Consider the following 25,068-nt stretch of genomic DNA (forward strand, 5'->3'; position numbering starts at 1 on the left):
CTCGGTGTCACTGCCGTGCGGTGCCGGTGTCAGTCCGGTGTCAGTCCGGTGTCAGGCCTGTTGACGCCGTCACGGGCGAGGATCACTGTCGAAGCATGCGCATTGCGCTGCTGGGATCACTGCAGGTCAACGACGGACGGACGACCCTCGGCCCGCGCGATCGCGTCGTCCTGGAGGCCCTCGCCACCCGCCCCGGCACGGAGCTCAGTGCGGAGGCCCTTGCGGAGGCGCTCTGGGGCGAGGACCTGCCCGGGACGTGGCAGAAGGTCGTTCAAGGTTGCATCGTGCGGATCCGCAAGGCCTTGGGCGCCGAGGCGATCCAGACCACAGCGCACGGTTACCGCCTGGACCTGCACCACGACGAGGTGGACCACCTCCACTTCGAGCACCTGCTGACCCGGGCCCGCGAGCTGTTGGCGAACGACGAGCCCGAGCGTGCCCTCTACGTCACCGGCCAGGCCCGCGAGCTGTGGCGAGGTGATCCGCTGGTCGACCTGGCTGACTGGGGCCCAGCGCGGGTCGAGGCGGAGCGGCTGGTCGAGCTGCGGCGCGACGCCGAGGACCTCCACGCCGAAGCCGCCCTGCGGTCCGGTCGCTACCAGGAGGTCCTCGGTGACGCCTTGCGGATGGTCGCCGAGCAGCCGACTCGCGAGCGCCGCTGGGGCCTGTTGGCACTGGCGCAGTACCAGGCCGGACGGCAGGGCGATGCCCTCCAGACGCTGCACCGCGGCAAGCTGACCCTCGCCCACGAGCTGGGGCTCGACCCCGGGCCCGAGCTGGCCCAGCTGGAGCAGGCGATCCTGCGCCAGGACCCGTCGCTCGTGGCCCAGACCGTCCTCCCCCCACCCAGCGTCGAGTGCCCCTACCTCGGTCTGGTCGCCTACGGGATCGCCGAGGCCCAGGCGTTCTTCGGCCGCGAAGCCGATGTCGCCGCGTGCTTGCGGCGACTCGACCAGGGCCACGTCCTGGCCGTGGTCGGACCGTCCGGATACGGCAAGTCGTCGCTGGCTCGGGCCGGCGTCGGGGCTGCCCTGGAGAGGGACGGGCGCCGGGTCAAGGTCATCACGCCGGGCACCCAGCCGTCCGATGCCCTCTCGGCCGCCAACCCCCGCGCGACCGATGTCCTCGTGGTCGACCAGTGCGAAGAAGCCCTCGCCCTCGACCCCGACTCGACGGAGCGCACCGAGTTCTTCGACCGGCTCGTGGCCTTCGTGACGAGCGGCCGCGGCGACCTGGTGATCACGGTGCGGGCGGATCGTCTCGGCGAGCTCTCCGCCCACCCCGAGTTCGCCCGCGTCGTCGAGTCCGGGCTCTACCTGCTCGGCGCCATGACCGGCCCCGACCTGCGGCGGGCGATCGAGGGCCCCGCGACCCAGGCCGGTCTGCGCCTCGAGCCCGGCCTGGTCGACCTGCTCGTGCGCGAGGTCCAGGGCGCACCGGCCGCCCTCCCCCTCCTGTCGCACGTCCTGCGCCAGACCTGGAGACGACGCGAGGGGAGCACCCTCACCGTCGCCGGCTACACCGCGACGGGAGGGGTCCGCGAGGCGATCTCGCAGTCCGCCGAGGGGCTGTTCCGCGAGCTCCCGCCCGGCCAGCAGGAGGTGCTGCGCGACCTCATGGTGCGGCTCGTGGCCCCCGACGACCTCGGCGAGCCGGTCCGGCAGCGGATCCCCCGTCGCACGGTGGCCACCGACGAGGACCACAGCCTGCTGATCGAGCGGCTCGTCGGGGCGCGCCTGCTCAGCACTGACGGCGACACCGTGGAGATCGCCCACGAGGCACTGGTCGTGGCCTGGCCGCGTCTGCGTTCGTGGCTGGACGACGACGTCGACGGACTGCGCATCATGCGGCACCTCTCCGTGGCGGCGACCAGCTGGGACGACCTGGGCCGTCCGGACAGCGAGCTCTACCGCGGCGTGCGGCAGGCCAGGGCGGCGGAGTGGCGCGACCGCGCCGACCCGTTCCTCACGCCGGTGGAGCGCGACTTCCTGGCCGCAGGAGCCGCTCTGGCGGAGACCGAACAGCGGGCCACCGAGGAGCAGGTCCGGCGCGAGCGCCGCTCGAACCAGCGGCTGCGCGCTGGGCTCGGGGCGGTGGCACTGCTCCTGGCTGTCGCGATCGTCGCCGGGACGGTCGCCAAGGCGGCCGCCGACCGGGCTGACGAGCAGGCGCTGAAGTCCGATGCGCGCCGGCTCGGGGCCGAGGCGCTGCGGTCCGAGGCGCTCGACCGATCCCTGCTGCTCGCCGCGGCCGGCGTCTCGCTGGATGACTCGGTGGACACCCGGAACTCCCTGTTGGCAACCCTGGGCCGCGCCCCGGCGCTGGTGACCAGCGCCCGGAGCCCTGGGTCGATCGTGAGCATCGCGGTCAACCCGGCGACCGGGCAGGTGGCGGCCGTGGAGGGGCTCGGCGCCGGTGTCGACCTCTACGACGGCCGGACCCTGCACCGGGTGGCGCTGCCGAAGAAGCTGTCCGCGGGCTCGATCTTCGCCAGCCCGGACGGCCGGCACTACGCGATGTCGGCGGCGAGCGACCTGGTCGAGCACGGGGTCGAGCCGCCGGTCGTCTTGCTGGACCCCTCGGGAGCGAGGTCGGCGGTCCAGCTCGGTGGGTTCCCGCGCAGGTACTTCGTCTTCGACAACGAGGGATTCGGGCCGGCGAACCGCCACAACATGCAGTTCAGCCCCAACAGCCGGTGGCTCGGTGTCGCGCTGTGGGGACTGGACGACAAGGACGCCCGCCTGACCGTCGTCTGGGACCTGAGGTCGCCCCAGCGGCCAGTGGCGGCGCTGCCGCTCGGTGACCTGCGCGCGCCGACCGTCAGCCCGGACGGCCACACCCTCTACACGGTCGGCACCGAGGGTGCGGGCGTGCGGGTCACGGACCTCCCCAGCGGCAAGACCCGACGCGTCCTCACGGCCAAGGACCTGGGCGTCCGGCAGCTCGACGACCTCCTGGTGCTGAGCCCGGACGGCCGGACGCTGGCCCTCGGCGCCGGGACGGAGGCCGTGCTCGTGGACACCAGGACGCTGAGTCCTCGGACCTACCTCTCCGGTCAGGGTCGGACCTCGGGTCTGGCGTTCTCCCGGGACGGCACCAAGGTCGCGGCCAGCGGCGGGCGGCTGACGGTGTGGGACATCTCCGGGCCAGACCCGGTCGAGATCCTGGCCCAGGACGGCACGCCCGATTACCCGAGCTTCAGCGCGGACGGCGCGACGCTCTACACCCGCACGTTTGCCGGCCTGGTGCAGGAGTGGGACCTCTCCGGTGACCGCCAGTTCCTGCGCTCCCGGCACGTCGACCCCCTCGGTTGGAAGGAGTCGGGGGTCAGGATCTCTCCCGACGGTCGGAAGATCGGCTACGTCGCGCTGACGCCGCAGTTCCGGGTGCGCGACGTCGCCACCGGGAAGCTCGGACCGGTGGTGGCCCCCCACATAGAACAGGGGCGGTACCTGGACATCGCCTGGCACCCGGACAGCACGACGCTCAACATCACCTCCGGGGACCCCATCGTCGCCACGTGGGACAGCACCACGGGACGACAGATCGCCGAGCATCGCCTGGCTCCTCGCCCGTCCAGCGAAGGGGCGGCCATCGCCTTCTTCACGCCCGATGGCAAGTACCTGCTGGTAGGCAGCACGGAAGGCCGGCTCCACGTGCTCGACGCCCGGACCCTGGTCCCTGCTCGTGCACCGATCCAGGTGTACGCACCGACCAAGGACAAGCCCAGCCCGAAGGAGGTCGACAACTTCAGCATCAGCGGAGACGGCCACACCGTGTACCTGTACGACAAGATCGTCGACTACGTCGCCGGGACGGTCCGGCCGATGCCCGCCCTCGGCTTCCGGGTGTCGAACGTGTCCGCCTCACCCGACGGCCGCCGGCTGCTCGTCGACACCGGCACCAGCGGGGTCGGCCTGCTCGACGCAGGGACCATGAAGTGGATCTCGCGGCCGGACGCGGCCCAGGCCGGGCTGATGGGCTGGGTCTCGGCATTCAGCGCGGACGGGTCCCTGGTCGCGAGCGTCAACGAGAACCGGATGAGCCGGTGGGACGCCCGCACGGGCACCTACCTCGGCACGGTGATCGTCGACTACGAGGGGGCGCCGGCCTTCTCGGCCGACGACAAGCGTCTGGTCTACGCCGGCCAGAAGGGTTCGATCCTCACCTGGGACCTCGACGTCCGCACCTGGGTCGCGGCCGCCTGCCGGCTGGCGGGGCGGCCGCTCACCGCCGAGGAGTGGCACAACTACCTGCCGGAACGGCCCTTCCGGTCGGTCTGCTCGTCCTGAGCCGCCGCGTCCAGCCGGGCCAGGGCCAGCCGCACCAAGGCCTCTGCGGACTCACCACGCTCGCGCGCCCGGGCCGCGAGCGCCACGATGGCCATGCCCAGGTCGTCGTCCCCCGCCGCCACCGTGGCGAGGTCGCCACCGGTGCGGTCGTAGCGGGCCAGCACCTTCTCGGCGGCGAGCAGGCTGGGCAACGACCTCGGTATGCCGTGCAGCAGGCCCGGGTGGCCGTCCTCGCCCCCGCCGTGCGGTGTCTTGGCCGCTCGCTCGGCGGCCTTGATCTGCTCCCAGGCGCGCTCCACCTCCGCCGGAGTGGAGGCGTCGCCGTCGGCGAAGACGTGCGGGTGCCTGCGGACCAGCTTCTCGATGATGGCGCCGGCGACGTCGTCGACGTCGAACGGCTCGGTGGCGTGCTCCTGGGCCACGCGGGCCTGGAAGACCACCTGGAGGAGCACGTCACCGAGCTCCTCGCGGATGTGGTCGCGGTCGCCCGACTCGATCGCCTCGGCGGCCTCGTGGCTCTCCTCGATGAGGTACTTCACCAGGGTCTCGTGGGTCTGCTCGGCGTCCCAGGGACACCCGCCCGGAGAACGCAGCCGGTCCATCACCGCCACCAGGTCGAGCAGCCGCGAGCCGGGGACGTCCCACGAGGCGACGAGGACCTCGACCTCGGGGGGCGCCCCCAGGCGCGAGACCTCCGACGCGATGGCGTCGGTGAGCCCCGGGTCACCGTCGGCCGACGACACCCACACGACGTCGCCCTCGGCCGCCCGGTCCATCAGCGTGCGGGCCAGCGACGGTGGGGTGAGCTCGCCGAGGTGACCCACCGGCACACCCGACTCCGTCAGGGCGTCGGCGAGCGGTTCGGACCCGTCGCGGGCCAGGATCGCGTCGGCGGCGTCGAGGGTCTGCCAGGCGGTGCGGGTGAACAGCCCGGGCGCGATGCGAGGGCTGCCGACCAGCAGGGTCAGCCGTCCCGTCACCGGTGGCTCAGCCCGCGGGGGTGGTGGGAGCCGGCTCGGCAGGCGCGGGCTCGGCCTTGATCCAGTTGGGCTGGCTGACGTCGAACCGGACGGCCTTGGCATCGAAGGTGCCGTAGCGCGGGTTCATCGTGACCTTGGCCTTCTTGGCCAGCGCCACGACGTGCCCCTGCTCGATGGTGTTCAGCTGCTGCGAGGCGAGGCTCGACTTCACCAGCTCGAGGGTCGCCGGGCTGGGGTCCTCGATCTCGGTGACGGCGGCCTTGGCGGCGCTGTCGGACAGGCCCTTGCCCGACTCGTCGGCGATCTGGTTGATGAAGCCGGCCATCACCAGGCTCGACAGCGCGTTGGCCGTGTTGAGCGAGGAGTCAGGGTAGGCCTTGGTGATCTGGCTGGTGGCCTCCTGGACCTCCTGCTCGGTGATCCGGTGGCCGTTGACGACGGCGGCGGTGTCGGCGGTGGCGCAGCCGGACACGGCCAGGACTCCGGCGACGCCGGCTGCCACGACGGCCCCACGCAGGACGCTGAATGCCTTCACGGGATGGCCCTTCGTCATGTACAGCCCTCTCATCTTGCTCGTCTCCACCTTGGTCGTCTCCACCGTGCTCGTCGCCACCTTGGTCATCTCCACGCTCGGCGCCACGCTCGGCTCCACGCTCATCGAGCCGAGTCCGCACCCTGACGGGTGCCCACCCGGGCGGCGTCGGCGACGCTGCCCAGCAGGACGGACCGGATGAGGTCGGTGGCCCACTGCAAGACTGCCGTGTCGCGCAGCGGTTGGCCACCCACCCGAGCCGTCATCGGCTTCGGCACCAGAATGGTATGCAGCGCGTCCTTGACGATCGACTTCGGGTAGAGCCGCTGCAGCCGGAGCTGCGCGGACTCGGGGAGGTCGACCGGCCCGAACCGCACGAAGCTGCCCTGCACGGAGATGTCGGCCACCGACGCCTGCCTGGCCACGGTGCGCAGCCGCGCGACCTCCATGAGGTTGCGGACCGGCTCGGGCAGCGGGCCGTAGCGGTCGACCAGCTCGGCCTCGATCTCGGCCAGGGCCGGCTCGTCGACCACGCTGGCGAGCTTCTTGTAGGCCTCGAGCCGCAGCCGCTCCCCCGGCACGTACTCGTGGGGCAGGTGGGCGTCGACCGGCAGCTCGATCTTGATCTCCCCCGGAGGGGCCTCGTCGCCACGGAAGTCCGCCACCGCCTCACCGACGAGCCGCACGTAGAGGTCGAAGCCGACCCCGGCGATGTGGCCGGACTGCTCGCCGCCGAGCAGGTTGCCCGCCCCGCGGATCTCGAGGTCCTTCATGGCGATCTGGATGCCGCTGCCGAGGTCGGTGTGGCTGGCCATGGTCTGGAGCCGGTCGTGGGCGGTCTCGGTCATCGGCTTCTCGGGCGGGTAGAGGAAGTAGCAGTAGGCCCGCTCACGCCCACGCCCCACCCGACCTCGCAGCTGGTGCAGCTGCGAGAGGCCCAGCACGTCGGAGCGCTCGACGATCAGCGTGTTGGCGTTGGAGATGTCGAGACCGGTCTCGACGATCGTCGTGCAGACGAGGACGTCGAACTTCTTGTCCCAGAAGTCGACCACGACCTGCTCGAGCTTGTGCTCGCCCATCTTGCCGTGGGCGGTCGCCACGCGGGCCTCGGGCACGAGCTCACGGATCCGGCTTGCGGCGCGCTCGATGCTCGACACCTTGTTGTGGACCAGGAAGACCTGCCCCTCGCGCAGCAGCTCGCGCCGGATGGCGGCGACGATCTGCTTCTCGTCGTAGGCGCCGACGTAGGTCAGCACCGGGTGCCGCTCCTCGGGAGGCGTTGCGAGAGTGGACATCTCACGGATGCCGGTCACGGCCATCTCGAGCGTGCGCGGGATCGGCGTCGCCGACATGGCCAGCACGTCGACGGCGGTGCGCAGGGTCTTGAGCTGTTCCTTGTGCTCGACCCCGAACCGCTGCTCCTCGTCGATGACGACCAGCCCGAGGTCCTTGTAGCGGATCGAGCCGCCCAGGAGCCGGTGGGTGCCGATGACGAGGTCGACGCTGCCGTCGGCCAGCCCCTCGATGGTCTCGCGCGCCTCCTTGTCGCTCTGGAACCGTGACAGGGCCCGCACGGTCACCGGGAACTGCTGGTAGCGCTCGGTGAAGGTCTGCAGGTGCTGCTGGACGAGCAGCGTGGTCGGCACCAGCACGGCCACCTGCTTGCCGTCCTGGATCGCCTTGAAGGCGGCCCGGACCGCGATCTCCGTCTTGCCGTAGCCGACGTCGCCGCAGATGAGCCGGTCCATCGGCACCGTGCGCTCCATGTCGGCCTTGACCTCGTCGATGGAGCTGAGCTGGTCGGGGGTCTCGACGTAGGAGAAGGCGTCCTCGAGCTCGCGCTGCCACGGGGTGTCCGGCGCGAAGGCATGGCCAGCCGTGGCCATCCGCGCCGAGTAGAGCTGGATCAGCTCGGCGGCGATCTGCTTGACGTACTTGCGCGCCCGTCCCTTGGTCTTCGCCCAGTCGCTGCCACCCATCTTGTTGAGGGCCGGCATCTCGCCCCCGACGTAGCGGGTGACCTGGTCGAGCTGGTCGGTCGGGACGAACAGGCGGTCACCCGGTTGGCCACGCTTGCCCGGCGCGTACTCGATGACGAGGTACTCGCGCGTCGCGCCACCGACCGTGCGCTGCACCATCTCGACGAACTTGCCCACACCGTGCTGCTCGTGGACCACGAAGTCGCCTGGCTTGAGCTGGAGCGGGTCGACCTGGTTGCGCCGCCGCGAGGGCATCTTGCGCATGTCCTTGGTCGAGCCACCCTGGCCCGGGGTGCCGGTCAGGTCGGTCTCGGTGATGAGCGCGAACTTGCTTGCGGGAGCGAGGAACCCGCTGCCGACCGTGCCCGTGGTCAGGTGCACGACACCGTCGGTGAGGTCGGTGAGGTCGGCGTCCAGCCGGGCTGCCACGGACTCCCCCGCGAGCACCTCGGCCACGCGTCGGGCCAAACCGGGGCCCTCGGTCACGACGACCACCCGCCACCCGTCGGCCACCCAGCCCTGCAGGTCGCCCACGGCGTCGGGGGTGCTGCCGCGGTAGCGCGGTGCCTCCTCCAGACCGGTGTTGACGACGACCGAGTCGCCATCGGCCAGCTCCTCGTCGGCCACGAACGGCCCGAGGTCCCACCACGGCATACCCGACTGCGCGGCGTGGGCTCGCAGGTCGGCGAGGCTCCAGAACGAGGCGGTGCCGAGGATGCCCTGGAGGTCGATCGGCACGCTGTTGCCGACGGCGGCGTTGGCCCAGCCGGCCTCCAGGAACTCCTGGCTGGTGGCGACGAGGTCATGGGCGCGGGTGCGGACGCGCTCGGGGTCGCACAGCACGACGGCGGTGCCGTCGCGCATGGTGTCGAGGACGCTCTCCATGCCGTCGACGAGGGCCGGCGCCAACGACTCCATCCCCTCGACGGCGATCCCCTCGGCCAGCTTGGAGAGCAGGTCGACCGCACCCGGGAGCTGGTCGACCAGGGCGGCGGCGCGGGAGCGCACCGACTCGGTGAGCAGCACCTCCCGGCACGGCGGGGCCCACAGGCCGTGCTCGGCGACCTCGAGGCTGCGCTGGTCGGCGACCTTGAACCAGCGGATCTCCTCGACCGTGTCGCCCCAGAACTCCACGCGCACCGGGTGGTCCTCGGTGGGCGGGAAGACGTCGAGGATGCCGCCTCGCACGGCGAACTCACCACGCCGTTCGACCAGGTCGGTGCGGGCGTATGCCGCGGCCGCGAGGTCTTCGACGACCCGCTCCAGCGGAGCGTCGTCCCCGGCCTTCAGCGCCACCGGCGCGAGGTCGCCGAGCCCCTGGGCCACCGGCTGCAGCACGGCGCGCACCGGCGCCACCACGACGTCGAGCGGGCCGTAGGTGGGGTCGGTGGGATCGGGGTGCTTGAGCCGACGGAGCACGGCGAGCCGTTTGCCGACCGTGTCGCTGCGGGGGCTGAGGCGCTCGTGCGGGAGCGTCTCCCAGGCCGGGAAGTCGGCCACCCGGTCGGGGTCGAGGAAGCAGCCGAGGGCGGCGACGAGGTCCTCGGCCTCCCGGGTGGTGGCGGTGACGGCGAGGATCGGACGACCACTCTCGCGGGCCAGGGCGGCGAGCAGCGCCGGTCGGGCGCCCGCCGGCACGGCGAGGTCGGCGACCGGCTCCCCGGCCCGCGCCACCGCGAGGGCACGGGCGACCGCGGGATCGGTGCCCAGCAGGTCGAGCAGCGGGGCGAGGGTCATGACGGAGCTCCTGTGACGGACCGGGTGCAGACAGCACAAACGCCCCACAGCGAACGGCTGGTGGGGTGGGAGTCCACCCTAACCCCGCATACGGGGTGACCCGTCGTCAGTCGTTTGCATGAGTCGCCGGGGGTCGCCGTCCAACAAACTTGGGTAACTGCATACGACAACGTAAGAAACAGCTGTAGGGGGAACCAGGAATGCGAGAGCTTGTGAGGCCGGGCGAAGGGGCGCCGGGTCCCGGAGGAGGCGAAACGATGGTTCGGGGCTACGTTCCCGGGGTCTTCGATCTCTTCCACATCGGGCACCTCAACATCCTGCGCAGCGCCCGCGAGCAGTGCGACTGGCTGATCGCCGGGGTGGTCACCGACGAGAACGCCTACCGCGCCAAGTCCAAGATGCCGGTGATCCCCCTCGCCGAGCGGGTGTCCATCCTGGAGCACATCACCCTGGTCGACGAGGTCATCGTCGAGCACCAGCCGAGCAAGCTCGACGTGTGGCGCGACCACCCGTTCGACGTCATCTTCAAGGGCGACGACTGGCGAGGCACCCCCAAGGGCGAGCGGCTCGAGCGTGACCTCGCCACCGTGGGGGTCGAGGTCGCCTACTTCCCCTACACGATGCACACGTCCAGCACGCTGTTGCGTGCCGCCCTGGAGCAGTTCGCGTCCTGATGTCCGACGAGACCCTCAGCCCCCCTGTCCGCCGCATGGCCCAGGCCCGGGCCCTGTCCGCCGGTGCCGGAAAGTCCAACCGCGGGGCGCCCGGCTACTCGCGGTGGATCAACCGCCCCGCCGGCCGCCAGCTGGCCATCCTCGCCTTCCGCATCGGGTTGTCGCCCAACCAGGTCACCCTGCTGTCCGGCTTCACCAGCCTGGTCGGCATCGCGGTCCTGGCGATCGCACCGGCCACCGTGCCGGTCGGCTTCCTGGTCGCCTTCCTCCTGGCCCTGGCCTACGCCCTCGACTCGGCCGACGGCCAGGTCGCGCGCATGCAGGGTGGCGGCAGCCGCACCGGTGAGTGGCTCGACCACGTCGTCGACTGCCTCAAGATCGGGTCGCTGCACGCGGCGGTCCTGATCGCCTGGTACCGCTCCTACGAGGTCTCCGACGCGCTGCTGCTCGTCCCCATCGCGTTCGGGATCCAGGCGTCCGCGTTCTTCTTCGGCAAGATCCTCACCGACCAGCTGCGGGCCTCGGCGGCCGTCGGGGCCGCCTCGGCTGACCCGGTCGCGGAGGCCCCGCCGGTGAGCGCGCCACCCGCCACGGACGACGGGCGACCGCCGGTGCTCGCCTCGCTGCTCGTCCTGCCCCTCGACTACGGCCTGCTCTGCGTGACGTTCGTCCTGTTCGGCTTCCACCAGGCCTTCATCTGGGCCTACTCCGCGCTCGCCCTGATGGGCGTGGTCCTGCTCGTCGCGGCGTTCGGCAAGTGGTACCGCGACCTGTCCCGCGTGGCCTGAGCGAGCCTGGTCGCAGTGGCACGACTGGTATGCCGGGTGGCCGGCGCGCCCTCTAGGGTTGCCTCGGCGCGGCCCGCGGCCGGCGCAGGGACGCCCGGGGCGCGCCGGGGCCGGCTCGTGGGGCCACACCGGGACGTTGACGACGGGGGGCAGGACGCATGACGCGGACGGTACGGATCCTGGGCACCCACGGTGTGCCCGCGGCATACGGGGGTTTCGAGACGGCAGCCGAGCAGATCGGGCTGTTCCTCGTCGAGCGGGGCTGGCGGGTGGTCGTCTACTGCCAGGCCGAGGGCAGGGGTCCCATCACCTACGACACCTGGCGGGGCATCGAGCGCGTCACCATCCCGGAGCACCGCGAGGGCTGGCTGGGCACGTCGGCCTTCGACTGGACCTCGATCCGGCACGCCATCCAGCACGACGACGTCTGCCTCACCTTCGGCTACAACACCGGCGTCTTCAACATCCTCCAGCGGGTCAAGCGGATCCCCAACGTCATCAACATGGACGGCATGGAGTGGACCCGGCGGCGGTGGGGCATCCCGCGGCAGGCCATCCTGCTGGCCAACGAGCGGTTCGCCAGCCTGTTCGGGCACCACCTGATCGCCGACCACCCAGAGATCGAGCGCTACCTCGCCCGGTGGGCCCGGCGGAGCCGGATCAGCATGATCACCTACGGCGCGCACGCGGTCACCGAGGCGCCCCCCGGCCCGGTCGAGGCGATGGGGCTCACCCCGGGTGGCTACCTCACCGTGATCTGTCGCCCCATCCCCGAGAACTCCCTGCTCGAGATCGTCGAGGCGTTCTCGGCCAAGCCCCGGGAGCGGACCCTCGTGGTGCTGGGCAACCTCGACGCCGCGACGGACGACTACCACCGCCAGGTGCTCGCGGCCGCGAGCGACGAGGTCGTGTTCCCGGGCGCGATCTACGACCCCGAGGTCGTACAGGCGTTGCGGTTCCACTCGCTCGCCTACGTGCACGGCCACACCGTGGGGGGCACGAACCCCTCGCTCGTCGAGGCGATGGCGGCCGGCAACCCGGTCATCGCGCACGACAACGTCTACAACCGGTGGGTCGCCGGACCGGGCCAGCGTTACTTCACCAACGCCCAGGACCTGGCGGCGCAGTTCGACGAGCTGCTGGCTCCCCGTGACGTCCCTCACGCCGGGCTCCCCTCAGGGGACGTTCTGCACGCTGACGGCGGTCACACCGACGTCCTCCACACCGACGTTCTCCACCAAATGCACGACGCGGCCCGGGTGCGGCATGCGGAAGAGTTCACGTGGGAGCACGTGGCCGGCCAGTACGAAGCCGTCCTCGCGCGCTTCCATGCAGGACTCATGCACCGCGCCTGAGGGGGCGCTGTCGGTCACACTCGCGGACCGGCAACGAGGTGGATGGGGGCCAGAGATACGGAGTAAGTCGTCGTGATCACCATGGGGGTCGTAGGGCTCGGCAAGATGGGCCTCTCCCACCTGTCCATCTTCCGCGCGCACCCGGAGGTCGACCTGGTCGCCGTGTGCGACTCGACCGGGTACGTCCTGGACGTCCTGAGCAAGTACACGGGGCTGCGGACCTACAAGGACCTCAGCGCGATGTTGGCCGCGGAGCAGCTCGACGCCGTGGTCATCGCCACGCCCTCGCACCTGCACGCACCCATGGTGCGGACGGCGCTCGAGGCCGGCGTCCACGTGTTCTGCGAGAAGCCGTTCACCCTCGACGACGCCGACGGGCAGGCGCTCACCGCCCTGGCCCGTGAGCGCGGGCTCGTCACGCAGGTCGGCTACCACAACCGGTTCGTCGCGGCCTTCGCCGAGCTCAAGCGCCTCATCGACGGCGGCGCCCTCGGCGAGGTCACGCACGTCCTTGCCGAGGCCTACGGACCGGTCGTCCTGGCGCCCAAGGGCGGCACCTGGCGCAGCCGGCGGTCGTCCGGCGGTGGCTGCCTCTACGACTACGCAGCCCACCCGATCGACCTCGTGCAGTGGTACCTCGGCATGCCGACCGGGGTGGAGGGCAGCCGGCTCAACCGGATCTTCTCCGCCGAGACCGACGACGAGGTCGTGTCGACGCTGATGTACCCCGGCGACGTCACCGCGCAGGTCTCGGTGAACTGGTCCGACGAGTCGCAGCGCAAGATGTCGACCAAGATCAGCGTCTGGGGCACCACGGGTCGTGCGGTCGCCGACCGGCAGGAGGTGCAGGTCTACCTGCGCGACACGGCGACGCTCCCCGAGGGCTACCGCGCCGGCTGGAACGTCCACTACACGACCGACCTCACCGAGCAGCCGTGGTTCTACCTGCGCGGCGAGGAGTACAGCGCCCAGGCCGACACCTTCGTCAACCGGGTCGCGAGCCGCGCGACCGAGGGGCCCAACGTGTTCAGCTCGGCCGCCGCCACCGACCGCATCCTCTCGATGATCTCGGCCGACGCGCAGGGCACCAGCTCCCCCCGGGAGCGCCCCGGCTCGACCGCCACGGTGGCCCCGCGCCATCGCCGGAGACTGGCCTTCTGGCGAGGGAGGGCTGCCTGATGGACCGCCTCCTGTTCGGTGACAACCAGTTCTTCGGCGTCAACCACATGTCCGAGGAGAAGGCGCGCAGCCAGCAGATGCGCTTCCAGGACCTCGGCGCCATCATGCAGGTCCTCGACGCCGCCTACGACGAGGGCGTCACGACCTTCATGTGCACTACGCACGACCGGGTCGCCGAGATCTGCGACCTCGTGCGCGCAGACCAGGACCGCTACGCGCGCATGGAGTTCTTCCCCTGCATGCCCTACGCCCACAAGTACGCCAACGCGATGACCGAGGACGGGCCGCTGGGCGCCCTGCGACGGTTCCTGCCCGACCAGAGCGTGTTCAGCGCGGCCCTGACCGGCACGAAGTCGTTGGCCAGCAAGGACATCGATGGCATCACCCGGCTGCTGATCGACGCCGAGATGTCGATGTTCCGCGGGCTGCGGACCCCGGTGGTCTTCCTCCAGAACGTCGTCGTCGACCTGCTGCTGGGGCTGGGCTTCGACGAGGCGTTCGTCATCTTCGCCGACCACGTGCGCAGGCAGTACGACGCCGAGCCCGGGTTCATCACGATGAACCTGCCCCGCCTCCTCGACACCCTCGAGCGCCTCGGCATCGACAACCCGATCGTGTGCTCCAACATCAACAAGATCGGCTTCCGGATGCCCGGTGGCCTCGAGGCCTACGAGAACGCCCTGCGCGACCGTCGCTTCCGCGCGATCGCCATGTCGGTCTTCGCCTCCGGGGCCATCCCTCCGGAGGAAGCGATCGACTGGGTGTGCGCCCAGCCCAACATCGAGTCGATCGTCTTCGGCGCTTCCAGCCGCCGCAACATCGCCTCGACGAGGTCCCTGGTCGAGAAGAGCTGGGCACCGGTCCCCCGGTGACGCTCTCCACCTTTCGGACGAGTGGCTGGGCCACTTCCGGAACGCAGAATGGAACCACGATGACCGACCCACGCACCCATGGCAGGAACGGAAGGAGGGGTAGCCGATGACCCTGCGCGCCTACCTCCGGATCCTGCTCAAGCGCTGGCGGATCGTCGTCGCGTGCACCGTGCTCGTGGTCGGCGCCGCCGCCACCCTCACCTACCTCACCCCACCCACGTATGCCGCGAACGCAACGGCCTTCGTCGCGATCAGCTCGGCCGGCACCGCCGACGCCTCGATCTACCAGAGCTCGCAGTTCGCCATGCAACGGGTGAAGTCCTACACCGAGGTGGTCAAGAGCCCCGACGTGCTGCAGCCGGTCATCGACGACCTCGACCTGCCCATGACGGTGCGTGACCTGCGGAGAGTGGTCACAGCCGAGAACCCGGTCGACACGGTGCTCATCACGGTCACCGCCACCGACGGCTCCTCGGCCCGCGCCCAGGCCATCGCCAACGCCGTCAGCGACCAGCTTGGCGTGGTCATCGAGCGGCTGGAGACCCCGCGCGACGGCGGTCAGTCCCCCGTCAAGGTGACGACGACCGTGCCCTCGCAGCGGCCGCAGTTCCCGATCTCCCCCCGGATCCCCCTCAACATGGCGCTGGGCCTGCTGGCCGGGCTCGCGCTCGGGGTCGTCGTCGCGGTGATCCGCGAGCAGCAGGACACCACAGTCAAGGGCGACGAGCTCGAGGACCTCACCGGGCGACCCGCTCTGGCCCTGATCGGTCTCAACCAGCAGGTCAAGACGCACCCGCTGATCACCATGCAGGGTCACGGCCGGGGGGTCGAAGAGTTCCGCTCCCTGCGCACGACGCTGCAGTTCGTCGACGTCGACGAGCCGCCGCGCGTCATCGTCATCACCTCGGCGTTGGCCGCCGAGGGCAAGACGACGACTGCCTGCAACCTGGCCATCGCCCTGGCCCAGTCCTCCCTGCGGGTCTGCCTCGTCGAGGCCGACATGCGCCGGCCCAACGCGTCGACCCTGATGGGCGTCGACGGCTCGATCGGCCTGTCGAACGTCGTGGCCGGGCAGATCGACCTCGCCGACGCGCTCATGCCGTGGCACCGCGGCTTGCTCACGATCCTGCCGGCCGGCACCACGCCGCCCGACCCGACCCGGCTGCTCGGGTCGAAGAACATGGCGGCCGTCCTCGCGACGCTGCGCGCCGACTTCGACTTCGTCATCATCGACGCCCCGCCGATCCTGCCGGTGAGTGACGCCGCCGTGCTCGCCCGCAGCGCCGACGGGGCCGTGCTGGTGGCCCGCTACGGCAAGACCCGCCGCGAGCAGCTCACCAGCGCCATCGCGGACCTCGATGCGGTCAAGGCCCGGCTGATCGGCACCGCGCTGACGATGGTGCCCGCCCGTGGACAGCGTGACCTGCGTGGGCACGACGAGGACTACGCGGCCCTGGCCGCCGTGTCCGAGAGCGACTGGGCTGCCGCCCTGCCCGGCTCGTCGGGCGACGGGTCCGCCCCCGAGCCGGCCGCGGCCCCGAAGGCCGTCCCGACGGCGGCTGCCGTCGTCGAGGACCGGGTGGCGACGTCGTCGGACCAGCCCCGGGAGCAGCCCGGTGGCAAGGAGGGCCCTGACGCCGACCGCAACCGCGACGCCGGCCGTGGCGGCAGCGGTGGCGGCAACCGGGACGACGACGACCGCGACGGTGGTGGCATCCGCAACGGTGACCGCGACCGCGACGGCCGCCACGAACGACCGGTCGCACTGGATCCCAAGGTGGTCGGGACCAGCTTCTCCAAGACGATGAAGCCCTCGGGGCGCGGCAGAGTCCACTGACGTGGCACGCACCGCCCCGCTCGGTCAGGCTGGAACGGTCCTCGGTGAGGCGTCGGCCAGGCTCGACGCGAACGAGTCCAGCGCTTCGCGCAGGGCAGGAGCTGCCTTGCGGTGCGAGCCGCGTTCACCATGGGGGTCGAGGATGTCGTGCCCGACCACCTCGACGTTCCTCGCAAACCGTCGACGCCAGCCGTGCGGCTGCTCGGGCGGCAGCGCCACGAGGCCGCGCATGGCATTCATCTCCTCCAGCAGCCAGACCAGCCGCTCGCGGGTGCCCAGGCGTCCCGTGCCTGCCGTCCCGGATCCCTCGGCCGGCACCGCGGCACCCTCGGCCACGGTGCGGGCCAGTGCCTCCTTGGCCAGGAGAGCCGCCTCCAGGAACGTGAAGGTGTGGTCGGCGCTACCGGCGTCGAGGAGCCTGGCCGAGCCACGGAACTTGCGCTCTGACACGAGCACCAGGTCAGCGGCCCGCACCAGCTCGCTGGTCACCTGCTGCGCGCGGTGTGGGCGCATGATGAGGTCGTGGTCCTTGGTGAGCTGGTCGCTGATCTGCGGGCACCACCCGGCACCGACCTCGGCGCGGATCCCCGCAGAGACGACCTGCACCTGCCACTCGCCGTGGGCCTGGAGCGCCGAGCGCAAGATGGTCGCCCCCGCCGGGGCCAGGCACTGGTCGTTCGCGCACATGACAAGCACCGTCGTCTCCATACCCACCTCGTCCCCACGGGTCATCGCGTCCACCCAGTATGGGTCGCGGCATCCGGGGGCAGATACCAGCAATCGGGCGAGGCGGTCTGCGTCATCCGACGGACCGGAACCGTCATGAACCCGACAAACCACCACACCATGACCCGTCCAACGACGGATCGGGCCAAGTCGCCCGAACCGCCGCGGGCGACCCCCTCGACGACGTGGGTGCCGGGCTCCAGCCAGGGTCGGTGGCAGCTCTACCTCTGCGGCCTCCTGCTCGTCGTGTGCACGATCCCGTGGCGGCAGAAGACCTACTTCTCCGGCGGCCTGGACCCAGTGGTCGCGGCCAAGGCGGTGATCGGGCTCGCCGCCCTCGCGCTCTCGGGCATCCAGACCCTGCGGCGCCCCCCGAAGGTGGCGATCGGCGGCCGGACCATCACGTTCGCGACGTGCTACCTGACCATCTCCGTCATCGGCGGCTGGGCCGCCGGCACGGTGCTGCCCTCACTCGTGGTGGCGACCCGGGTCGCGATGACCTTGGCGACCGTCGCCCTGCTGCTCATGGCGTTCGGGACCCGGGCGGTCACGACCGCCCTCGTCGCCTCCCTCGGCGTCGTGGCCATGGTGGCCCTGGCCACCGGCATCGGGTCGGTGACGTCGGGTCGCTGGGAAGGGGGCATCCCGCCGCTGGCCCCCAACGAGATCGCCTTCATCTGCGGAGGGCTCGTCGTCTACCTGGTGCACCGGATCATGCTGGGCACGGGACCGTGGGCGCCGACGCTGGCCATCGGGCTCTTCGGGGTCATGTGGCTGACCGGGTCGCGCACCACGACGGCGACGCTGGTGCTGGCCATCGTGGTGATGGTGCTGCAGGCCCGCACCTTCTCCATCGCGGCGTTCCTCGCCATGGTCCTCGCCGTCCCGGCCATCGCCTACGTCGCGACGGCGACCGCGACCATCTCGAACCTGTTGCTGCGCGGTGGCACCGAGAACGTCACCACACTGAGCTCACGCACCATCGCGTGGAACGCCGCCGCCTCGATGGACGCCGGCGGCATGCAGCGGTGGTTCGGTGGGGGCCTGACCCTCAAGCGGATCCCGGTGAGCGGCCAGTACTGGCAGGACCAGATCCTCGACAGCTCCTGGGTGTCCGCCCTGGTCCAGGCGGGGCGCCTCGGCTTGGTCGTCGTCCTGCTCTGGGTCGTCTCGACCGCCTGGGCCGCCCTGTCGAGCGAGCGCTCGTGGCGCATCCTCTGGACCGGCCTGCTCGCCTTCATCGTGCCCCGCAGCCTGCTCGAGAGCGGCATGTTCGATGCCAGCACCGTCTTCATCCTGTTCGCCCTGGCGAGCCTGGCCACCGAAGGCGTGACCCGGGCGAGCGACGCCCAGGAAGCCCACCGGCTCGAACGGGACAGCCCTGCCCTGACCGAGGCCGCACCGACCGGACGGAGGGTCTGACGTGCGCCTGCTCCTCGACGGGTTCTGGTGGAAGTCGGGCCCGCCCTCGGGTCGGCTGGTGCTCCAGTCCATCGTCCGCACCTGGATCGAGCGCTGGCCCGCCGACGAGCTCCTCCTCGCCGTGCCGCGCGCCGAGGTGGCCGAGGTCAGGGCGGAGCTCGGCGCCGCGGTGCGGGTCATTCCCCTGCGGCTGCGTCCCCAGGCCGTGGCGGCGGCCCTCGAGCTCCCGGTCCTGGCCCGGCGGCACCACGCCGACCTCGTCCTGGCCCACAACTACGCCCCCGTCTTCGGACGCCGGGCGGTCTTCCTGCACGACGTGCTCTTCATGACCAACCCCGACTGGTTCACCCGGGCCGAGCGGGCGTACTTCTGGCCGATGGCCCCGCTGGCCGCCCGGGCCGACCTGGTCCTCACCTCCTCGAGGTCGGAGGCGGCCCGGATCGCGGACAACGTGCCCGCCGTGCAGGCCGTGCCGGTCGGGCTGGGCGTGGCCGACCTGATCATGCGGAGCCCGGGCACCAGGCCGGCCGCAGTGTCGGGCGACGAACCCTTCGTCCTGTCCGTCGGGCGGCTCAACGTGCGCAAGAACCTCGCCCGGACCATCGAGGCGGCTGGGCTCAGCTCCTCGATCACGCCCCAGCGCCCCCTGCTCGTGGTGGGCGCCGCCCAGGGCAAGGCGGACGAGACGTCGCCCGCCGTGGAGCGGGCCGTCGCGGAGGGCACGGTGCGCTTCCTCGGGCACGTCTCCGACGACGAGCTCGCCTGGCTCTACCGCAGGGCCGACCTGTTCGTCTTCCTCTCCCTCGACGAGGGCTTCGGCCTGCCTCCGATCGAGGCCCGTGCGTGCGGGACGCGCGTGCTGGCCAGTGACATCCCCGTCCTGCGCGAGACGATGGGCGAGGACGCCACCTACGTGGACCCCACCGACGTCGAGGCCATCGCCGCGACGATGGACGACTGCCTGTCCGCCCCCGTCGGACCAGCCTCACCCCCAGCGGCCTCCTACCACTGGTCGACCACGGTCGACGCGATCCGCGAGGCCCTCGAACCGATTGCGAGGCGTTGACGTGAAGTCGGCCGACCAGGCGCTACGCGCCGCGTACCTGAGGATGCGGGGCCGCGAGCTGACCGCAGACGTGCCCCCCGCCGTCCTCGCCGCCCTGGCGGCGCAGAAGGGCGTCGACCTCGTCCGTGGCACCCTGCACTCGCGGCTCTACGGTGAGCGGGCCACCACGCACCTGCGCGGCGCCCGGTCGGTGGTGCGCGACCCGGCCCGGCTCACCGTCGGCCGCGCGGTCGTGATCGGGCCCGACGTCGTCATCGAGTGCTTCTCACGCGGGGGGGTCCGCCTGGGTGACCGGGTCACGGTCGCTCGTGGCGCCTCCCTCCTGGCCAGCGGCGTGATCCGCGAACCCGGCGAGGGCATCGAGATCGGCGACGACAGCGCCATCGGCGCCTACAACATCATCTGGGGACAGGGCGGCATCACGATCGGCAAGGACTGCCTGCTGGCTCCCCACGTCGTCCTCGTGAGCGAGAACCACACCTACGACGACCCCGACCTCCCCATCCGCCTGCAGCCGGGGCGGCGCGCGCCCATCGTCATCGGCGACGACTGCTGGCTCGGGTCGGGCGTGAAGGTGCTGGCCGGGGTGACGATCGGGTCGGGCTCGGTCGTCGGCGCCGGCGCCGTCGTCACGACCTCGCTCCCGGAGCGGTCCCTGGCGGTCGGCGTCCCCGCCCGCGTCGTGGGCACTCGCTGACGCACTTCGCTGACCCACCCCGCTGACCCACCGGCGGCCGTGCCGCTCGGCCGCCCGCGCGGCCGTGGCCACGCGGCATACCAAGGACATTCCCCCGGCTCGGCCGCCCGTCGGCGGCAGCGCACGCGAGAGGGGCGCCCACACCTTGCGGTGTGGACGCCCCTCGTCGGTCTTGCCCTACAGGGTGGAGGCCCGGCGGACCGCCACGCTGTCCCAGTAAGTGTTGATCGGCGAGTTGGTCACCGATCCGGACAGGTAGCCCTGGAGCCCCACCGACCCGTTCACCTGGAGGGCCGCGAAGGTGTCGGACCCGGTGAGCTGCCAGGTGGCCGGCTCGGTGGTCCCCGCCTTCCAGACCTTGACCGCCAGCTGGGTCGGCGAGGTGCCCGCCGCCTGGAACCTCACGTTGAGCGTGTCGCCCACCGCGTAGGTCAGTCCGGCCACCAGGGTCTCCGGGCGGATGGACGTGAGGGCACCGGCGTTGTCCGTGCGGGCGATGGACACCCGCACCCCGCCACCGGGCAGGACTCGCACCTTGCCCCGGTAGTCACCGACCCCGGAGACCCGCCGGCCCACCAGCGACAGGTCGACACCGTTCGTGCCGCCCACCGGGACCTTGTCGAGCCGGACCGAGGCGCTGAAGTCGACATCGCTGGAGGAGATGCCGTTCAGGTATGCCGTCGGGCCGGACCCGGCGGTGGCGATGTTCAACGTGCCCACCCCGGAGCCCACCGAGAACCTCGGTGCGGAGGAGACCGTCCAGGCCCCGCCGAGGTCGGCGTTGCCCCATCCGCTCGCCAGCGTCCGACCGAAGTCGTCGCGGGCGAGGAACGTCGCCGCCACCACCGTGACGGAGGCGGACGTGCTGTCCGTCCCGCCCTGGTTGTCGGTGACGGTGAGGGTGACGGTGTAGGTGCCCGCCGCGGCGTAGGTGTGGCTGGCCGTGGCACCCGAGCCGTTGGCGGTCAGGTCACCCCAGCTCCACGAGTACGACGCGATGGTGCCGTCCGGGTCGCTCGACGTCGAGCCGTTGACCGAGGTGGCGAGGCCGTTCTCGGTGTGCGTGAACGCCGCGACCGGGTTCTGGTTGGGCGGCCCCGCGACGGTGATCGACGCACTCGCGCTGTCGGTCTTGCCGCCGTCGTCGGTCACGGTGAGGGTCACGGTGTAGGTGCCCGCCGCGGCATACGTGTGGTTGGCCGTGGCGCCACTGCCGTTGGCCGTCGCGTCACCCCAGCTCCACGCGTACGACGCGATGGTGCCGTCCGGGTCGCTCGAGGTCGACCCGTTGACCGACAGCGCCAGGTTGTTCTCCGTGTGCGTGAACGCCGCAGTCGGAGCCTGGTTGTCGACCACGGTGACCTGGGCCTCGGCGTCGTCCGTCGCCCCGTCGTCGTCGATCGCGGTGAGGGTCACCGTGTAGGTGCCGGCGGCGGCGTAGGTGTGGCTTGCCGTCGCGGAGGCGCCCACGGTCCCCGGCGATCCGTCGCCCCAGTTCCAGCTGTACTGGACGATGGTGCCGTCCGGGTCGCTCGACGTGCTCCCGTTGACCGAGGTCTTCAGGAACGTCTCGCTGTGCGTGAAGGCTGCCGTGGGCGCCTGGTTGGGCGGCGGCGCGTTCACCGTGAAGGTGTCGGACGTGGTGCCGGTGGCGGCGTCGTTGTCCGTCACCGTGAGCTTGACCGTGTAGGTGCCCGCCGCCGCGTACGTGTGGGTGGCCGTGGCCGACGCGCCGGTGGTGTCCGGGGTGCCGTCACCCCAGTTCCACGAGTACGACGCGATGCTGCCGTCCGGGTCGCTCGACGTGCTCCCGTTGACCGAGGTCTGCAGGAACGTCTCGGTGTGCGTGAAGGCTGCCGTGGGCGCCTGGTTGGGGACGCTGCCGCCACCCAGCGCGAAGTGCTGCGACGCGGCGCTGGCCGGGAGCACCGAGGAGTAGACCGCGACCTCGTCGATGGTGCCGTCGAGGAACGGGCTGCAGCAGCCCCAGTGGTTGTCGCCACCGACCCGCCAGAAGCCGTCGTACGCCTGGGCATCCGTCTGCCCGTTCGTGCCGGCGAGGCTGCCGTCGAGGTAGAGCCGCATGCCGTCGGTGTTGCTCTGGGTCGCCATCACGTGGTGCCACTGGCCGTCGTTCACGGGGTCTGCCGTGGTGATGGTGTTGGTGAAGCCGGTCCAGACCCCGAAGGTCAGCCTGCCGTCGTTGCTGATGTAGATGTGCCGGTCGTAGCAGCCCGAGGTGCCGGTCTGCGAGCAGCCGAACCCGAGGATCTTCCCGCCGTTCGTCGAGCTGGTCTTGAACCAGGCCTCGAGCGTGTAGTTGTGCGGGTTGCTGTACTGCTGGGCCGAGGCGACGAAGCCGTCGGTGCCGTTGAAGGCGACGGCCTTGTTGGTCGCCCCGTCGAACGCGCCGGGCTGGCCCTGGGTGTAGCCACCCTGGTAGATGCCGTTGGACTCGTTCGGACCGGAGTCCTTCGCCGTGGCGTTGGTGTCACCCAGGCGCCAGTAGAGGTCCGGGTTCGCGTCCCACACCGCTTGGCCGTAGGCGTCGGTCGGACGCGTCGGGACGTTGAGCGTGCGACCGCTCGCGGTGTAGTGCGACTGGACCGTCGTCTGCGCGATGGCCGTCGGGTAGATGGCCACGTCGTCGATGTCGCCGGCGAAGTACGGGTTGCCGCTCCACGGGCTGTCACCGCCCACGCGCCAGTAGCCCGAGTAGGCCTGTCCGACGGAGGTGCCGGCGTTGCGACCGACCCGCCTGCCGTCGACGTAGAAGGTCAGGCCCGACGGGTCGAGCGTGCCGACCGCCTGGTGCCACTGGCCGTCGTTGAGCGCTGCCGACGTGCTGACGGTGAAGAAGCCGTCGTGGTAGATGCCGAAGGTGAGTCGGCCGTCGGGCTGCATGTAGATGTGGCGGTCGTAGTTGCTCGACGTGCCGGTGTTGAAGTTGCCGAAGCCGACGATCTTTCCGCCGCTGGTCGTGGTGGTCTTGAACCACGCCTCGACGCTGAACACGTCGGGACCGGCGATCGGCGACTGGGTGGCTCCGAAGCCGTCGCTGCCACCGAAGGTCGTCGACTTGTCGGAGTCGCCGATGATCGCGCCGTCAGCGCCACGGGTGTAGCCGCCGTTCATCGTCAGGTCGTCGAAGCCGGCCCAGTCGATCGAGCTGCCCGAGGGCTCACCCAGCCGCCAGAGGTGGCTCGCACCGTCGTCGATGACCTTCTGCGCGTAGGGGCTCGGCGAGCCGCTGCCCACCGTCGCGGTGTTGGACACCGGACTCCAGAGGGTGTTGCCGTCCGGGTCGGTGATCCGCACCTGGTAACGCACGGTCGTGCCCGGTGTGAGGTTCTTGTCGACGAAGCCCATGGTGGGCAGGTCCCAGAACGCGGAGTCACCGGTGGTCGTGTAGACCCACGTGCTGTTGTTCCGCAGGACCTCGTACTTGAGGGTCTTGTTGTCCTGGTCCCACGCGGAACCCCACGAGACGCGCACGGTTCCGGCCGTCAGCGAGACGGCGTTCGTCGAGGGAGTCGGGGTCGGCGGGATGGTCGCGTAGCGCGGCCCACGCAGCTTGGGCGCGGTCGGGCGCGTCTTGAAGCGGGTCAGGCCCTGCTGGCTGGTGCCGTTGACCCGGGGGAACTCGCCACCCATGGCGACGTAGTCACCCGAGGCATCGACCGCCCAGGCGGCCTGCGAGGCCGGGGTGTAGGAGCCGAAGGCCAGGTCGGGCCACCAGTGCAGCATCGTGGTGTGCATGTAGCCCTGGTAGTTCCAGCCGTAGACGTCGTTCTTGGTGGTCAGCTTGGTCGGGTAGTTGTACTGCGCCACGGCCTTCTGCCAGCGCGAACGCGGGTTGGTGTCGCCGAACTCGTCGACCACGGAGCAGTCGTGGTAGTGGCTGACCGCGTAGAGGAGGTCCTTGACCGGGGCGACGTCGTAGGTGTCACCGAGGCAGTCGTTGACCCAGTCGATGGCGCCGGTGTCCGGGTTGAGCCCGAAGGTGCCCTCGAAGTTGGCGAGCTCGTCCTGGCCGAGCACGAAGGCGTAGGCGCCGCCATAGACGCGCTGGCCATCGGACTTGAGGGTGGTGATGGCAGCGTCGTTGCCACCGGCGCGGATCTTGGCGCCCGCGGCCCACGGCAGCGTGGCACCGGTGGAGGCGTCGATTGCCCCCATGCCCACCGCGGCCACGCCGTTGAGCGTCGTGAACGACCCTCCGGGGATGACCTTGCTGTTGTCGGGCGACATCGTCATCGTCCAGATGTAGCCACCCTCGGCCTTCGGCGCCCACGGCTGGACGGCGCCGTTGGAGACCGCAAGTGCCGCCAGGCGAGTGCGCGAGGCACCGCTGACCTGCGAGAAGTTGCCACCGATGTAAACGGTGCTGGCCGTGATGCCGAGGCCGCGCACCTGGTTGCTCGCGTTGGGGGTCCACGTGGTCACGAGCGCATTGGTGGCGGTCGCGAACGCCGCGACGTGGCCGCGGGCGATGCCGTCGACCTGGGTGAAGTCACCACCGACGTAGACGCGCGACCCGTCCGGGGAGGCCTTGATGACCAGGCCCTGGGCGTTGAGCGAGTGGTTGAACGCCGTGACGCGGTTACCGGTGGTGAGGTCGTAGGCGAAGATGTTGTTGGCCACGACCTCCCCCGCTCCGCCGACCGCCACACCCGGTGGGCGGGCGCGGGTGAACGAACCCGTGACGTAGACGGTGTTGCCGACGATCGCCTGGCTGTAGACGACGCCGTTGATCTGCCACGTCGGCAGGGCGTCGGCCGTCACCGTGTCGGCCGTCGGCGGATCGGCTGCCTCCGCCGGTGAGGCGAGTGCCGCCATCCCGAGCACGGCGAGCGCGCCAGCAGTGATGCTGGCGGCCGCCCGACGCGCGATGGAGCTGGGCTTCTTCCCTGCAGTTGGTCCCATGTCTTC

Annotated in this window: 15 protein-coding genes; 10 read left to right on the forward strand and 5 right to left on the reverse strand. The window is 71.1% G+C overall.

The window, feature by feature from the left end; all coding sequences use genetic code 11:
* Positions 1 to 95: 95 nt before the first annotated feature.
* Positions 96 to 4,292 carry an nSTAND1 domain-containing NTPase gene (locus ABD262_RS09675; RefSeq protein WP_344134838.1) on the forward strand — a complete coding sequence of 1,399 codons (4,197 nt, stop codon included), beginning with the start codon at positions 96 to 98 and terminating at the stop codon, positions 4,290 to 4,292.
* Here ABD262_RS09675 and ABD262_RS09680 read toward each other — a convergent pair.
* The 3 genes from ABD262_RS09680 to mfd are packed head-to-tail and all read right to left on the reverse strand — an operon-like array spanning position 4,250 to position 9,520.
* Positions 4,250 to 5,272, reverse strand: coding sequence for a nucleoside triphosphate pyrophosphohydrolase (locus ABD262_RS09680; RefSeq protein WP_344134841.1), 1,023 nt, complete (start codon positions 5,270 to 5,272; stop codon positions 4,250 to 4,252). The two genes, ABD262_RS09675 and ABD262_RS09680, sit on opposite strands and share 43 nt — an antisense overlap.
* A gap of 7 nt (positions 5,273 to 5,279) precedes the next feature.
* The gene (locus ABD262_RS09685) at positions 5,280 to 5,930 is read right to left on the reverse strand and encodes a hypothetical protein (protein WP_344134844.1); all 651 of its coding nucleotides are present in this window, start codon (positions 5,928 to 5,930) and stop codon (positions 5,280 to 5,282) included.
* Entirely contained in the window at positions 5,927 to 9,520 is a 3,594-nt protein-coding gene (gene mfd / locus ABD262_RS09690) for a transcription-repair coupling factor (RefSeq protein WP_344134847.1), read from the reverse strand. The genes ABD262_RS09685 and mfd overlap by 4 nt, the downstream gene beginning before the upstream one ends.
* A 257-nt stretch (positions 9,521 to 9,777) precedes the next feature.
* On the opposite strand from mfd, the gene ABD262_RS09695 reads away from it, so the two are divergent.
* The 6 genes from ABD262_RS09695 to ABD262_RS09720 all read left to right on the forward strand — a co-directional run bounded on the left by ABD262_RS09695 (position 9,778) and on the right by ABD262_RS09720 (position 16,225).
* Positions 9,778 to 10,194: an FAD synthase family protein gene (locus tag ABD262_RS09695; RefSeq protein WP_344134850.1), complete on the forward strand. Its 417-nt coding sequence runs from the start codon at positions 9,778 to 9,780 to the stop codon at positions 10,192 to 10,194.
* Entirely contained in the window at positions 10,194 to 10,982 is a 789-nt protein-coding gene (locus tag ABD262_RS09700; RefSeq protein WP_344134853.1) for a CDP-alcohol phosphatidyltransferase family protein, read from the forward strand. The genes ABD262_RS09695 and ABD262_RS09700 overlap by 1 nt, the downstream gene beginning before the upstream one ends.
* Positions 10,983 to 11,140: 158 nt before the next feature.
* Positions 11,141 to 12,337, forward strand: coding sequence for a DUF1972 domain-containing protein (locus ABD262_RS09705; protein WP_344134856.1), 1,197 nt, complete (start codon positions 11,141 to 11,143; stop codon positions 12,335 to 12,337).
* Positions 12,338 to 12,418: 81 nt separating this feature from the next.
* Positions 12,419 to 13,516 carry a Gfo/Idh/MocA family protein gene (locus ABD262_RS09710; protein WP_344135354.1) on the forward strand — a complete coding sequence of 366 codons (1,098 nt, stop codon included), beginning with the start codon at positions 12,419 to 12,421 and terminating at the stop codon, positions 13,514 to 13,516.
* The gene (locus ABD262_RS09715) at positions 13,516 to 14,388 is read left to right on the forward strand and encodes a hypothetical protein (RefSeq protein ID WP_344134859.1); all 873 of its coding nucleotides are present in this window, start codon (positions 13,516 to 13,518) and stop codon (positions 14,386 to 14,388) included. The genes ABD262_RS09710 and ABD262_RS09715 overlap by 1 nt, the downstream gene beginning before the upstream one ends.
* A gap of 106 nt (positions 14,389 to 14,494) precedes the next feature.
* Positions 14,495 to 16,225 (forward strand): tyrosine-protein kinase domain-containing protein, encoded by a 1,731-nt coding sequence (locus tag ABD262_RS09720; protein ID WP_344134862.1) that lies wholly within the window; start codon positions 14,495 to 14,497, stop codon positions 16,223 to 16,225.
* A 24-nt stretch (positions 16,226 to 16,249) separates the two neighbouring features.
* Here the strand turns inward: ABD262_RS09720 and ABD262_RS09725 are convergent, their stop codons facing one another.
* Positions 16,250 to 16,957 carry an arsenate reductase/protein-tyrosine-phosphatase family protein gene (locus ABD262_RS09725; RefSeq protein ID WP_344134865.1) on the reverse strand — a complete coding sequence of 236 codons (708 nt, stop codon included), beginning with the start codon at positions 16,955 to 16,957 and terminating at the stop codon, positions 16,250 to 16,252.
* A gap of 114 nt (positions 16,958 to 17,071) precedes the next feature.
* Here ABD262_RS09725 and ABD262_RS09730 point away from each other — a divergent pair, with 114 nt between their 5' ends.
* Genes ABD262_RS09730 through ABD262_RS09740 form a run of 3 tightly spaced genes read left to right on the forward strand, consistent with a single transcriptional unit; the run spans position 17,072 to position 20,136 of the window.
* Positions 17,072 to 18,373, forward strand: a complete 1,302-nt coding sequence (locus ABD262_RS09730) for a hypothetical protein (RefSeq protein ID WP_344134868.1) — start codon at positions 17,072 to 17,074, stop codon at positions 18,371 to 18,373.
* A 1-nt stretch (position 18,374) separates the two neighbouring features.
* Positions 18,375 to 19,439 (forward strand): glycosyltransferase family 4 protein, encoded by a 1,065-nt coding sequence (locus ABD262_RS09735; RefSeq protein ID WP_344134871.1) that lies wholly within the window; start codon positions 18,375 to 18,377, stop codon positions 19,437 to 19,439.
* 1 nt (position 19,440) lies between these two features.
* On the forward strand, positions 19,441 to 20,136 hold the full coding sequence (locus ABD262_RS09740; RefSeq protein WP_344134874.1) for an acyltransferase: 696 nt from the start codon (positions 19,441 to 19,443) through the stop codon (positions 20,134 to 20,136).
* 177 nt (positions 20,137 to 20,313) lie between these two features.
* On the opposite strand, the gene ABD262_RS09745 is transcribed toward ABD262_RS09740, so the two are convergent.
* Positions 20,314 to 25,062: a PKD domain-containing protein gene (locus ABD262_RS09745; RefSeq protein ID WP_344134877.1), complete on the reverse strand. Its 4,749-nt coding sequence runs from the start codon at positions 25,060 to 25,062 to the stop codon at positions 20,314 to 20,316.
* Between the last annotated feature and the right edge of the window lie 6 nt (positions 25,063 to 25,068).

Origin of the sequence: Pedococcus bigeumensis (assembly GCF_039531795.1) — a bacterium.
Classification (GTDB): domain Bacteria; phylum Actinomycetota; class Actinomycetes; order Actinomycetales; family Dermatophilaceae; genus Pedococcus; species Pedococcus bigeumensis.

Coding starts and splice junctions, on each gene's coding strand:
- mfd (WP_344134847.1), bottom strand. CDS start 9,520: ATGACCCTCGCCCCGCTGCTCGACCTGCTGGGCACCGATCCCGCGGTC.
- ABD262_RS09725 (WP_344134865.1), bottom strand. CDS start 16,957: ATGACCCGTGGGGACGAGGTGGGTATGGAGACGACGGTGCTTGTCATG.
- ABD262_RS09745 (WP_344134877.1), bottom strand. CDS start 25,062: ATGGGACCAACTGCAGGGAAGAAGCCCAGCTCCATCGCGCGTCGGGCG.
- ABD262_RS09715 (WP_344134859.1), top strand. CDS start 13,516: ATGGACCGCCTCCTGTTCGGTGACAACCAGTTCTTCGGCGTCAACCAC.
- ABD262_RS09730 (WP_344134868.1), top strand. CDS start 17,072: ATGACCCGTCCAACGACGGATCGGGCCAAGTCGCCCGAACCGCCGCGG.
- ABD262_RS09720 (WP_344134862.1), top strand. CDS start 14,495: ATGACCCTGCGCGCCTACCTCCGGATCCTGCTCAAGCGCTGGCGGATC.
- ABD262_RS09705 (WP_344134856.1), top strand. CDS start 11,141: ATGACGCGGACGGTACGGATCCTGGGCACCCACGGTGTGCCCGCGGCA.
- ABD262_RS09710 (WP_344135354.1), top strand. CDS start 12,419: ATGGGGGTCGTAGGGCTCGGCAAGATGGGCCTCTCCCACCTGTCCATC.
- ABD262_RS09700 (WP_344134853.1), top strand. CDS start 10,194: ATGTCCGACGAGACCCTCAGCCCCCCTGTCCGCCGCATGGCCCAGGCC.
- ABD262_RS09685 (WP_344134844.1), bottom strand. CDS start 5,930: ATGAGCGTGGAGCCGAGCGTGGCGCCGAGCGTGGAGATGACCAAGGTG.
- ABD262_RS09675 (WP_344134838.1), top strand. CDS start 96: ATGCGCATTGCGCTGCTGGGATCACTGCAGGTCAACGACGGACGGACG.
- ABD262_RS09695 (WP_344134850.1), top strand. CDS start 9,778: ATGGTTCGGGGCTACGTTCCCGGGGTCTTCGATCTCTTCCACATCGGG.